The following is a 12765-nucleotide window of genomic DNA, read 5'->3' on the forward strand; positions in this document are numbered from 1 at the left end:
GTCACTCGAGCGTATTGAAACTTGATGTAAGGTGTAGGTCCGGTTCCCACCGGACAATAACAAGCTGGCCGGTGCGAACCGGCTCTACGACTACGGCCTATCTGAAAATGCACTCGAAAGTGTTATTGAGCCTCTCGCAGACGATGTTGCTCTAGGCGATGATCTCGTGGATTGGCTCGACGTGTTCGACGCCCACCAGCTTTTGCTCTAAGCCGCTATAGAAGTACGACAAGTGGTTGGGGTCGAGCCCCATCTGATGCAGGATCGTGGCGTGCAAATTCTTCACGTGCAGTGGGTTTTCGGCGGCTTGAGCACCCAGTTCGTCAGTCGTGCCGTGGCTGATCCCACCTTTGATTCCGCCGCCCGCCATGAACATCGTAAAGCCGTACGCGTTGTGGTCTCGCCCCGATCCTTCGGCGTATTCCGCTGTGGGTTGCCGGCCAAACTCACCTCCCCATACAACAAGCGTTTCATCGAGCATGCCACGTTGTTTCAAATCGGCTAAGAGTGCCGCGACCGGCTTGTCGGTCGCTCCGGCGTGTTTGTTGTGATTGTCCTCGAGGTTGCCGTGTGCGTCCCAATTGTGATCGTTGTGGGCACCGCCGCTGTACAGTTGGATAAACCGCACGCCACGTTCGACCAGTCGTCGTGCGATGATGCAGCGCTTGCCAAAATCACGGGTCTTGTCTTGGTCCGCGCCATACATCGTAATCGTTTTTGCATCTTCGCTGCTCAGATCCACAGCCTCGGGCGCAGCTGACTGCATTTTGTAAGCCAATTCGTAGCTGGCGATCCGTGACGACAAGTCGCTATTGGTTTCGCGTGAAATCAGATGGCGATTGTTCGCTTTTTGAATCGAATCGATCAATTGTCGCTGCACGCCTTCGGGCAAATCGCTCGGCGGTGCGAGATCCAAAATCGGTGCTCCTTCGGCGCGAAACACGTTTCCCTGATACGTCGCCGGCATATAACCGCTGCTCCAGTTTTTCGCGCCGCTGATCGGTCCACCACTAGGGTCGAGCATGACGACGAAACCGGGCAAATTTTCGTTGACGCTGCCGAGACCGTAGGTCAACCAAGATCCCATCGCCGGGTTGCCCGACAGAATGCGGCCGCTGTTCATCATCAACATCGCGGATCCATGGATCGGCGAATCGGCCGTCATCGAGTGCAGAAATGCGATGTCATCAACATGGTTTGCCACGTTCGGGAATAGCGAACTAACCCATTTTCCGCATTCGCCGTGCTGCTTGAATTTCCAGCGGGGTTCGACGATCCGGCCACCACTTTTATGGCCGCCGCGGCCAAACGTTTTGACGTCGACAGTCTTGCCGTCCATGCCGATCATGTTCGGTTTGTAATCGAACGTATCGATATGGCTGGGTCCGCCGTACATAAACAAAAAGATCACCGACTTTGCCTTGGGGGCGAAGTGTGGTGGTTTTGCCGCCAACGGATTGATAAACGGCGTGTCGGATTCGGATGCAGCCGCGCTATTGAAAAAACCATCGGCACCGAGCATCGAGGCCATCGCCGCAGCACCGAAGCCGCCGCCGGTTTGCCACAAGAATTCGCGACGAGTGCGGCCGCAGAAATTGTCTCGTTTGGTCATGTTCGGGTCTCAGTGATTTCGGGGAAAGTCGAGCGGCACAGTGCAGTGGGGGCAGCATCAATTAACGTTTAGTCAACGAACAGGAACTCGTTCCAATTCATTACGGTCAAGCAATACAAGCTGACCGCTCGCTCGCGTGTGATTCCATCGGTTGACGCCAATTTTTTAATCAACGCATCGCCATCCGCGATCTCGGCATCCGAAGCGGGTCGAGCGTACGCAGCTTTGATGGCTCGGCGAACGACTTCGTCATTTTTAACGCTCGCCGCATCAATCGATTTTGCGAACTTCGCTGCTTGAGCGTGAATGAAGTCACTGTTCAACAGCGACAAGGCTTGGCCAGGCTGCAGCGTCGCGAAGCGAGCTTCGCACGTCAGGTCGGGATCGGGGAAGTCAAAGGCAGTCAACAGCGGCGTCAACAACGATCGTTTCACATGGATGTAAATGCTGCGTCGATTGCGTTGTTCTTCGGGCGAATCGCCCCAACCTTGGCCGGGCCGTGATTGCCCCGCCAGCACTTCGGCCGACAATTTTTCATAAAAACTCGGGCCATAAACGCTCGGGTTCAGCGATCCGTTGACGGCCAAAATCGAATCACGCACTTCTTCGGCACTCAGGCGACGTGGATCAAACCGCCAGAACAAATCGTTGCCTGGATCGGTCGCCATCCCATCGTCGCGACTGGCCGACGACATCTGGTAGGCTCGGCTGTTCATCATCAATCGGTGGAAATCTTTGATTTTCCAGCCGTTTGCAATAAACGTTTGGGCCAGCCAATCGAGTAATTCCGGATGGGTCGGTGGTGTACCGAGTTGGCCAAAGTTGTTGCTGCTGCGAACGATGCCGCGACCAAAATGGAATTGCCAAATTCGGTTTGCCATCACACGAGCGGTCAGCCGGTTTTCATCGCTGACGATCCAATCGGCGAGCACGCGACGACGGCCTAGCGAGCGATTGTTAAACGCATCGACTCGTGCCACTTCGCTGTCGGATTGAACCTTGGGAATGGCAGATTCAAAAATTTCGGGAAATGACGGTTGCACCTCGTCGCCAGGCGAATGCGGATTGCCTCGGAACATCACAAACGTCTTGCCCGGATCCGGCGTGTATTTCGCCAACCCCATGACTGATTTTCGCGGTGGCAATTGTTTCAGCTCGCGTTGGTTCTCACGCAGTCGTTTGCGAAGCGATTCGTACTTACGCCATTGATCGGCGCTAAGGTTGTCTTTGAGTTTTTCCTTGAGGATTTTATCTCGTTCACGACGGGGGCCCTCGGTCGCCCGTTGATCCGGAGCGGACATCTTTACGATCCCAGCTTGCTCAATTTCGTGCATTGCCGCATAGATCTTTTGGCGGGCAACGTCGTTGTCGTGATAGCGGGCCTTGAGTTCTGCGGAAGTGATGTCGATTTGGTTGTTCGCAGGATCGGTGCCGCCCGATGCGTAACGAGTGACATCCTCGAAAAACGACAGCATGCTGTAGTAATCGGTTTGCGGGATCGGATCGATCTTATGGTCATGACAGCGAGCACAGTTGATCGTCAGCCCCAAGAACGCTTGCCCCGTCGTGGTGATCAAGTCATCCATCTCGTCAAAATGAGCTTGGACTCGATCCGCGGGTTCGTCGTCCCAGATCCCAAGACGATAGTAGCCGGTTGCGGTTAGTGTTTCCGTGGTCACCGAATCCAATTCATCGCCGGCGAGTTGTTCGCGTACGAATTGGTCGTATGGTTTGTCGTCGTTAAATGACTTGATGACGTAGTCGCGATACTTCCATGCGTTTTCTTTGGGGTTGTCGCGTTCGAACGAATTGGTTTCCGCGTAGCGAACGAGGTCCAACCAATGACGTCCCCAGCGTTCGCCGTAATGGGGCGACTGAAGCAACTCGTCAACCAGGTTGGAAAACGCATCGGGTGAATCGTTGTTCACGAACGCTTCGACTGCGGCCGGCGATGGCGGTAGCCCTGTCAGATCGTAATAGGCGCGACGCACCAAAGTTCGGCGGTCCGCCGGAGCGTTAGGTTTCAAGCCGGCATCGTCAAGCGATTTGTAGAGGAATGCATCGATCGGATTTTTATTCCACTGGGGATCAGCGACTTGCGGCGGATCAGGATTCCCCATCGGTTCGAACGCAAAGTGTTTCCCCCAAGAGGCCCCTTCGGCGATCCATCGGGTTAGCAGATCGGCTTCGGCGGGAGTTACGGGATCGCCTTCGGGCGGCATGCGTTCAAATTCGTCGTCGGTTGTGATTCGGGCGACCAACATGCTGGCGTCGGTGTCGCCCGCGATGATCGCGAACTCGCCCGACTCAGCCTCCGCAAACGCCGATTCCTGTTCGGCAAACGAGATTCCGCCCTCGGCTTTATCAGGACCATGGCATGCATAACAACGCTTGGCCAATATTGGTTGAACTTGCTTGATAAAATCAACCGATGAAGGAGCCGCTGTTTTCTGCGAAGTCTCGACCTCGGCCGCATCCGATCGCATGCCCAGCCCACCAATCGTCCCGTACACACAGATGCCAATCAGCCTCGCAATCGCATAACGGCCAAGCTGATGGACGGGTGAGAGGGCTTTGAGTCGAATCATAATTTTGATTTCTTGCCGTCGAAGGAGGGATGTGAAGACGGTGCTTTGAATGAAGCAAGGCGGGAGTGCAGCCGCGAAGACACCCCACCATTGTGACAGGAAACGAGGTCGCCGCCAAGTAGGAAATGCGCATTGCGATTGAGATATATTGCCGGCCTTGGCGTCAGCCGAGTCCGACTCCAGGAATTGGCTGAATTAGCGGGTTCTGGTGATAATTAGCTGGCCAAGCGTGTGGATGCGTGCTCTTCGGATGCCACTGTCACAAAGACTGCAATGAGGAATCTTTCGACCGAGCACGGTAGAGATTTTGGAGCGATAAGCCGTTTTGGCGCGAGTCGTCGGAGAATTTCACGTCGCACGGTGCCAGCAACACTCGCTCAAAAGAGACGCGTACTCACAAGAATAGTGACTAAGGAACGACGAAACGTTAAAGCAAATCGATCGGTAGTTACCGTCACTAAGCAGTTAGGCAGGAATCATTGAGTGAAATCCCGTTAGCCGTTTGGGCGCTAGCCCCGGTTCAGCGCTGGAACCGTGGCTAGCGCCAAAACGGCCACTTTACTGAAAGACTCCTGCCTAACTGCTTAGCCGGCGGAATTCACGCTCTGGCGAGCGTAGCTACGCGGATTGTTTATCCGCCTTATTAAGGAGCCAACGTGAGGGCATCCATACGATTTTTGATCGTTGTATGGATCTTTTCGAGTTGCTGCTCAAGCTGTTGGTTTTGGTTGTAGAGCCGAACCAATTCTTGGCGAGTTTGCTCCACTCGCTCGGCGATCTCGTCGTGATACGCCTTGATTGCGATCTTTTCCTTTTCGGTTTGATCGAAATCTTGCTCAAGCTTTAGCTTGTCTGCTTGCGTGGACGTCAGCATTGCCTCGGTCGCTCGAATCGCTTCTTCCAGAACCGTTTTCTGGTAGTCCGCTTGCTGGACCTGGCCTTCTAGGGCTGTCAGACGAAGGCGGATGCGACGCAGCACAAATCGATAATCGTTTAGCGGTCGGATGTAATACTGATTGATCAGCTTCACCACGCCGACATCGATCAATTCGTTAGCGGCTTCCTCTTTCAGGACAAGTTGGTCGCCGACGTTAAACGCGACTTCGTCTTCTTCGCTACGTTGCAAACGGCTGTCCAAGGCACGTCCGGTGCCGTCAAAGAAGTCGCCATCGGTGGCCGCAGTGGTGCGTTGTCCATCGACTTGGATCTTGTGTTTCTTGATGAATTCCACTCGGGTCCAGCGACTCAGCGGTGGATCGTCAGGCGTCGCTTGACTGCCATCACGAAGGTACGAGTCCAATGTTTGTTGGCTCACTCCGGACTCAAACAGATCGGCTAAAAGCGCGTCATCCACACGTCCGAACAGGTGGTTTTCGTCCGAGGTGCTCCCCTGGGCGATAAACATTTCGTGTCCATCAAGCGGCAGCATTTCATAGATTGACCATCGTCCGGCTTGCATGCTGGTAATCGAATCTTGTTGATTTTTTTCGAGCTTGCCAGTCGGTTGCAGCGTGACTTGATCTGGAGTGCTCGAGATCACTCGAAACTCGCCAAGATAGAAACGAGGCAATTGCATGTTCAAGTTCGGCATGGGACGTTCGGCAAATCCGTACACGATCAAGCCTTCGGGAACCAGCGGATCAGGGGCAGCGGGTGCCGCGGCGGCACCGTCTGCGGGAGCGGGAGCGGCCGCGCCGGCGTCATCGGGAATGACCGGTGCCGGCTGTGAGTTCGCTAGGACGATTCCGTTGATGTCCCCGTTTTTGAGTTCCAAGGACCGCCACACGCGACCGGCTTCGACCGAGATCATGGACAAATCGTGATTCAACGCGACCACGCCCTTGCCTGCTTCAGGGTCTGTCAAACTACCGAATTTGAGTGTGTGGTTTTCTTGTTTTGCCTTTTCGGCTCGGACTTCGAGTTTTTCTTTGGTCTGGTGCCATGCCGCTCGGCTTTTCAGTGCTCCGGCGGTAGGAAAGATAAAGACAACGGCCAGCAGCATGGTGATGCTGACGGTGACGAGGTGATACCAACGCCACGTGGGGGATGTCTTCCAAACGAGAACGAAGAAGCCGATTACGACAACGATCAGTAGGCCTAGGATAGCGTATTGCATGATCGTTTAAGCGAGAGGTTGAACCGACGTGAATGAGACAAAAGAGTCGACCGTGTAAGGATCGAGGGCCATTTGCGGTGAGGGCCGCAAAAAAAGCCTCCGTTGGATAATAAGTTGGGCAAGATGCGCCGTCAAGCTTTTCTCGTAATCTGCGGGAGATTCGAGTTGCCGGGGGGGCACGGAGAGCATCGTCAATACGCTCGATGCGCTGGTTTCAGGGGCATTGATCGGTTTGGCAGCGCCGTCAAAGTCGCTGCAACCGGCGTTGCCGTCAATCGACCCGCCGAACCCGTCGGCATAACCGGGCGATCCGGTGAAGACCGAACGTTCAGACGCCGAATTCGTTAACTGTACTGACGGATGTGCGTTTTGTAGGCATTGTCCCCAATAAATCAATTCCCTCACACCTGAATGCCCCACGTGAGAAATTCCCACCCCCGATTGGCGGTCGGCTCATCGATCGCTGCAGAACGGTTTGCGGCCCTTCGAACCTTGATCCGCAAAACCTTGAAACCGATCGGTTGTGCGTTGCTATTGAGCACAATCACGCTCAGCAGCGTGGGGTGCCATCGTCAGTACTATCGCAAGCAGGCGGATTGCGAAGTCAATATGTTGTTGGACGAGAAATCCCAGCACATTTCTCGCCCCCCCAATACGGCTCTGCGAATCGAAGTCGACCGCCGCAGCCGGATGTTTAATCCGTTTGACTTGGATTTTCAGCCGATTCCCACCGACGATCCTTCGTCGTACGAGTACATGCAATGTGTTGATGGACGACGTGGCTACCCGTTGTGGGAAGCATCCGGAGTCACCAACACGGCCGAAAGCCCCGATTGGTGGCAGTTCTTGCCGCTGGACGATGATGGAATCTTAGTGCTCAATGCCGAAAATGCGGTTCGGATCGCACTGTTGCACTCGCCCGAATACCAAGCCCAACTTGAAGAGCTGTATTTGGCGGCACTTGATGTCAGCAACCAGCGGTTCCAATTCGACACACAGTTTTTTGGTGGTGCACAGACTTTTTTGACCGCCGATGGTCGCCGTCGCAACGGCGGCAGCAACAGCAGCACTCGGTTCGAGGTCGGCACGTATAGCAACGGCGCCCGCCCGCTTTCGCTCGAACGTCGCTTTGCCACCGGAGGCGAATTGGTCGCTGGCGTCGCGAACAATATCGTCTGGGAATTGAGCGGACCGAATTCGCAAAGTGCGTCGACCATCTTCGATTTCACATTGCTGCAACCGCTGCTGCGTGGTGCCGGTCGCGACCAAGTGCTCGAAGGTTTGACGTTCGCCGAACGAAACCTGCTCGCCAACGTTCGCGCATTTGAACGTTACCGTCGCAGTTTCTTTTTGAACATCACAATCGGACGCGGGGTGGAAAGCCAAGTCAGCGCCGGCGGCCCCAGCCTAGCGATCAACGGACAAGGATTCGGCACCGGCGGTGGCAGTGCGAGCGGCTATCTCGGTTTGCTGCAAACGCAATTGCAGATCCGCAACCTCGAAGAAAACATTGCCCGTCAATCGGAAAACTTGCTGATCCTCGAAGACACGTTGATCGAGCAATTGACCACGATCCCGGACGATGCCGAGACGATCATTCGTCAACGATTGCAAGTGGCCCAGGCACGATCAAGCTTGCTGCGTTCGCAGAGCCAATTGGTGGCACAACAAGCCGGCTACGAGCGATCCGTCGACGCGTTTCTCCGCAACCTTGGATTGCCACCTTATATTTGTGCAAAACTCGAAGATCCGATCCTGCAACGATTTGAGTTGATCGATCGCGATTTGCTCGGCCGCCGCGAACAACTTGCGTTGGTTCGAACCAGCGTCGGACGATTGAATGTTTCGATTCTCGAACGAGGAACGTTCAAGGTCGATGAAGCCACCGGGCTGCCCGAGTCTCAAATTGAATGGACCGATCAACTGGCACGGACGCTTTTGACATTGCGAAGCGAAGTCCAACCGCTTGCTGAATTCAACCGAACGCTGATCGACGAAGACTTGCCGCGAATCACCGAGGATATCCAGCGATTCACCGAATCGTTAGAAGAACGGCAAAGTCAGAACCGTCAATTGAGCAAGATGTACCAGGAACAAAAATCCCAAATCTGTTCGCTGCTGAACACATCGGATATTGATGAATCGCTATTTGATATCGAAGGTTTGGCTTCGTTGAGCGAATTGTTGAAGGACCAATACGATCGACTTGGCGAGCGTTTGAAGACGTATCAACAACGGATTGAGCTACTCGATCAATCGATTGAGAAATTGGTCACGCAAGGCCCTGACGACAAGGATCCGCGACAAGTTGCTCAGACATTGCGGGATACGATTATTCTGGCGTCCCAGGACTTGTTGGCCGAGCTTGCCGACGACGTGCTGACATTGCAACTGATCCAAGCGCGTGCGAGGACCGAAAGCGTGCTGCTTCCCGAAGTGGATATTGATCCCGCCTCTGCTTTGCAGATTGCTCGTGCGAATCGCCGAGACTGGGCCAACGCTCGTGCCGATTTGGTGGACCAATGGCGACTGATCGAAGTCGTGGCCAACGACTTGGAAAGCTCACTCGACGTGGTCTTCAATGGCGATGTGCAAAATGTCGGCAACAATCCGCTGGACCTTCGCTCATCGACCGGGCGATTGCGAGTCGGATTGCAATGGGACGCACCGATCACTCGTTTGATTGAACGGAACAATTACCGTGCGACGTTGATTGCCTACGAACAAGCCAAACGTGCCTACTATGGTTTCGAGGACGATGTTTGGCAGCAAGTGCGAGCTGAAATTCGGCAGCTGCAGGCCAACCGTTTGACCTTCGAACTCGGACGACAAGCGGTCAGTATTGCAGCATCGCAAATTGAATTGAATGCTGACATTCGCTCGCTCAATGATGCTCGGGGTCGCAGCAGCGGTCCGACCGCGGCTCGCGATGCGATCAGTGCGTTGAATGACTTGTTGGACGCACAGAACTCGCTGCTGAACATCTTTGTCAACTACGAAGTGGTTCGCCGCAGCTTGGATTTTGATCTTGGCACGATGGAATTGACCGCCGAAGGGTTGTGGATTGATCCCGGTAAATTGGATCCTGAATATTTGTTGACGCTGTCCGGGACACGAGAATCAGGAATGATCGGCGGCTGCAACGATTGTTGTCTGCCATCGCGTCCTCAGCCGCGTGCTCCCGACTACAGTTTGATGCAACAGTTCGACGGCGGTGCAACACTGGTCGAATAGCGTACCGCCGGCGAACTATCAACCGTCAACTGCGTTGTCGCTGCCGTGGTGTTATTACACAACATTGGCAACGCGTTGACCGATCGCTTGATACAGATCGTCCGGAAGAGCTCCTTGCTTGGCCGCAGCAATATTCTCGCTCAGATGGCCTGGATTGCATGTTCCCACAATCGTGGTGTGGCAATGGGGATGCGACAGGGTGTAACGCAGAATCAATTCGGCACGAGACATTCCCTCGGGCAGCAGTTCGTCCAGGTCTGCCTGGCTCCAAACATCGTCCAACGCGGGCCGCTTGATTTCCGCGTCGGGGCCACCGTGAGCGATCCCGCCTCGTAAGATGATCCCTGCCCCGTTGTTTGCCGCCTGGGTGATCGTTTCGTGATGTTCCGGAGCGAGCGCCGAATAGGGAACTTGAAAGGTGTCAAAAACGCCCAGCTTCATCAAGTTCGTGATCTCGGGCAGCTTGGTGGAAATGCCGATAAAACGGATCAGCCCCTGAGCGCGAAAGTCGACTAATTGGCGAATCAATCCTTCGCGTTCCAACGTTTCGGCGTCACCGCCGTGGAACTGAAGCAGGTCGAGGTGCCCCGTCTGCAGCCGCGCCAGACTCAATTCTAAATTGCGTTTGATGACATCCTTTTTCCAGTGATGGTCTATTTCCAAGTGGTCTTCGTGTTGCGTGTACATGCAGCCACACTTGCTGGCCAAAAAGTACTCGGATCGTCGCGAACCAATAAAACGCCCGATTCGCTCTTCGCTAGCTCCGTAATCCGGTGCTGTGTCAATAAAGTTGATCCCAGAATCGAGCACGAGATTCAGAAACGACTCGGCATCCTGGTCACTGACGTCGCGAACGCCCCACGTTTTCGGTCCCCGAAGCCCCATGCTGCCATAACCGAGCTGGGTGACTTCGATGTCGGTGCGTCCAAGTTTTCGCGTGGGTAAATTCATAATCAAATCAGTGTAAGCAGGTAAAAGTGAGTTATTCGCGATAACGATCAGAGCCGACGGCGTTAGCCGCGAACGCTAAACATGTAGCCGGCTCACAGGCAGACCAAAAAAGTTTGGAATTGACAAGCGGCGATCACACGGCTGTAGTTGGCGGCATCTCGCAGCGACTATATTAAGGGTTCTCGTCTCTAGCACCTACCCTCGATCCTACCCCTTGGAGTCCTTCAATGCCCCGCACCGCATTGTTACTTGGCGTATTTCTTTTGGTTGCATGCCCCAATGCCGGATCGGCGGCCGAGCGCCCCAACGTCTTGTTGATCTGTGTTGACGACCTGAAACCGACGATCGGTTGCTTTGGAGATCCTGTTGCTGTCACGCCTAACATCGATGCGTTGGCAAAGCGTGGTGTCCGCTTCGATTCCGCGTACTGCAACCAAGCGGTTTGTTCGCCGAGCCGCAATTCCTTGATGACCGGGCTGCGTCCACAAACGATTGGCGTCTATGACTTGCCGACTCATTTTCGTTTGGCGACATCCGAGTTGACGGCGAACGATCCGAAACGTGGTGAAGTGGTGACGTTCAGCCAGCACTTTAAAAACAATGGCTATCTCGCTCAGGGGCTTGGCAAGATTTATCACGTTGGGCACGGCAATATCGACGACAAGGAATCGTGGAGCGTGCCTTTATGGCGTCCCAAGGGGCCGAGCTATGTATTGGACGCCAACGTAAGAAACATTGTGCCTGATGCCAAAGGCAAAAAACGAGGTCCGGCAACCGAATCGGCTGACGTAGACGACGAAACGTACGGAGATGGCAAGATCGCGTTGGAAACGATCAACCGCATTGCAGAAGCGAAACAGAATCCGGATCAACCCTTCTTCATCGCCGCTGGATTCTTGAAACCGCACTTACCCTTCGTCGCTCCAACGAAAAATTGGGACCTCTATCAACCCAGTGAGCTGCCGATGCCTGAGGTGACATCGGCGCCTACCGATGCTCCCTCATACGCTGCAACCAGCGGAGGTGAGCTTCGCAATTACAGCGACATGCGAATCAAAGGGCCGATTGACTCGTCCACCACACGTCATTTGATTCACGGCTACTACGCCGCGACAAGTTATGTGGACGCCCAGATCGGCAAAGTCATCGCAGCGCTCGACGAGCACGGTTTCGCCGACAATACCATCATTGTTTTGTGGGGTGACCATGGTTGGCATTTGGGTGACCACGGAATGTGGTGCAAGCACACGAATTACGAGCAAGCCGCACGCATTCCCGTGATCATCGCCGCTCCCGGTGCAGCTCGCGACGCTTCCACTAGCGCGATGTTGGAAACGGTCGATATCTATCCGACGTTGGTCGAGCTAGCGGGCATCCAGCCGGCATCGAATCTCGATGGCATCAGCCAAGCAGCGGCGGTTCGGGATCCGGAACAACACGTCCGCGACTATGTGACTCACGTTTACCCTCGGTCTTCACGACTCGGCCGTGCGATTCGCAACTCGCGTTATCGCATGGTTCAATGGAAAGAAATCGGTGCGAAACCAGACTCTGCCGAAATGGAGCTTTACGACTATGAAACGGATCCACTGGAGACTCGGAACATCGCCAGCCAGTATCCCGAAATAGTAGCAACGATGAATGCGGAGCTGGACAAGCAACCCGAGCCTAAGCCGCAATGGAAAAGTGCCAAGCAGCGAGCTGCGGCAGCCGAAAAATTAAAACAGGATCAGAAAAAACGGGCTCAGAATGCCAAGTCGCGTGCGGGAATGTTCGCCAAACGCGATCTGGATCAAGATGGATTTCTAACCCTAGAAGAATTCTTGCGGTCTCAGCCCGATCCTGACGAGGCTCCGAAACGCTTTCCCAAGTTTGACAAAAACAACGACCAGAAACTTTCGGAAGATGAGTTTGTTCATCCGTAGAACATGATCGTCGAATCTTTGCGATTGGGATCCTCGATTAAGCCGGTGAAATCTTCAAACCATATTGGATTTGCGGTTCACGCGACTGATCTGCAGAGCCCGATCGCACGTTTTATCGACAAACGGGGCGAAGGGGTGCATCACCTCGTTTTCTTGGTTGTCGATCTTCCCGCGCGAATCGATCAGTTAACGAAAATCGGGGTGAACATGATCGATACCGCTGCACGTCCCACCGCCGAACAAATAGATATCGCATTTATACATCCGAACAGCTGTGGAGGAGTTTTGACAGAATTGTGCCAGAGTCGCACGCGGTGATTGCCATCGATTACAATGAGG

7 protein-coding genes are annotated in these 12765 nt (G+C 54.3%); 3 read left to right on the top strand and 4 right to left on the bottom strand.

The window, feature by feature from the left end; all coding sequences use genetic code 11:
• Nucleotides 1–151: 151 nt before the first annotated feature.
• The 3 genes from SH528x_RS22580 to SH528x_RS22590 form a co-directional block, all read right to left on the bottom strand.
• Entirely contained in the window at nt 152–1612 is a 1461-nt protein-coding gene (locus SH528x_RS22580; protein WP_442505715.1) for a DUF1501 domain-containing protein, read from the bottom strand.
• Nucleotides 1613–1680: 68 nt separating this feature from the next.
• Nucleotides 1681–4200, bottom strand: coding sequence for a PSD1 and planctomycete cytochrome C domain-containing protein (locus SH528x_RS22585; RefSeq protein WP_442505716.1), 2520 nt, complete (start codon nt 4198–4200; stop codon nt 1681–1683).
• A 643-nt stretch (nt 4201–4843) separates the two neighbouring features.
• Nucleotides 4844–6316, bottom strand: a complete 1473-nt coding sequence (locus SH528x_RS22590; RefSeq protein WP_442505717.1) for a hypothetical protein — start codon at nt 6314–6316, stop codon at nt 4844–4846.
• 420 nt (nt 6317–6736) lie between these two features.
• On the opposite strand from SH528x_RS22590, the gene SH528x_RS22595 reads away from it, so the two are divergent.
• A complete protein-coding gene (locus SH528x_RS22595) occupies nt 6737–9550 on the top strand; it encodes a hypothetical protein (RefSeq protein ID WP_442505718.1) in 2814 nt (937 codons plus the stop codon).
• A gap of 54 nt (nt 9551–9604) precedes the next feature.
• On the opposite strand, the gene SH528x_RS22600 is transcribed toward SH528x_RS22595, so the two are convergent.
• Nucleotides 9605–10501 (bottom strand): aldo/keto reductase, encoded by an 897-nt coding sequence (locus SH528x_RS22600; protein ID WP_442505719.1) that lies wholly within the window; start codon nt 10499–10501, stop codon nt 9605–9607.
• Between the two features lie 227 nt (nt 10502–10728).
• On the opposite strand from SH528x_RS22600, the gene SH528x_RS22605 reads away from it, so the two are divergent.
• On the top strand, nt 10729–12426 hold the full coding sequence (locus SH528x_RS22605; protein ID WP_442505720.1) for a sulfatase-like hydrolase/transferase: 1698 nt from the start codon (nt 10729–10731) through the stop codon (nt 12424–12426).
• 45 nt (nt 12427–12471) lie between these two features.
• Nucleotides 12472–12744 carry a VOC family protein gene (locus tag SH528x_RS22610; protein WP_442505721.1) on the top strand — a complete coding sequence of 91 codons (273 nt, stop codon included), beginning with the start codon at nt 12472–12474 and terminating at the stop codon, nt 12742–12744.
• Nucleotides 12745–12765 lie beyond the last annotated feature (21 nt).

Source organism: Novipirellula methanifontis (assembly GCF_052161655.1).
Lineage (GTDB): Bacteria > Planctomycetota > Planctomycetia > Pirellulales > Pirellulaceae > Novipirellula.

What these genes read in the sequence shown, in the direction of transcription:
- SH528x_RS22580 (WP_442505715.1), bottom strand. Translation starts at nt 1,612, where the DNA reads ATGACCAAACGAGACAATTTCTGCGGCCGCACTCGTCGCGAATTCTTG.
- SH528x_RS22585 (WP_442505716.1), bottom strand. Translation starts at nt 4,200, where the DNA reads ATGATTCGACTCAAAGCCCTCTCACCCGTCCATCAGCTTGGCCGTTAT.
- SH528x_RS22590 (WP_442505717.1), bottom strand. Translation starts at nt 6,316, where the DNA reads ATGCAATACGCTATCCTAGGCCTACTGATCGTTGTCGTAATCGGCTTC.
- SH528x_RS22600 (WP_442505719.1), bottom strand. Translation starts at nt 10,501, where the DNA reads ATGAATTTACCCACGCGAAAACTTGGACGCACCGACATCGAAGTCACC.
- SH528x_RS22605 (WP_442505720.1), top strand. Translation starts at nt 10,729, where the DNA reads ATGCCCCGCACCGCATTGTTACTTGGCGTATTTCTTTTGGTTGCATGC.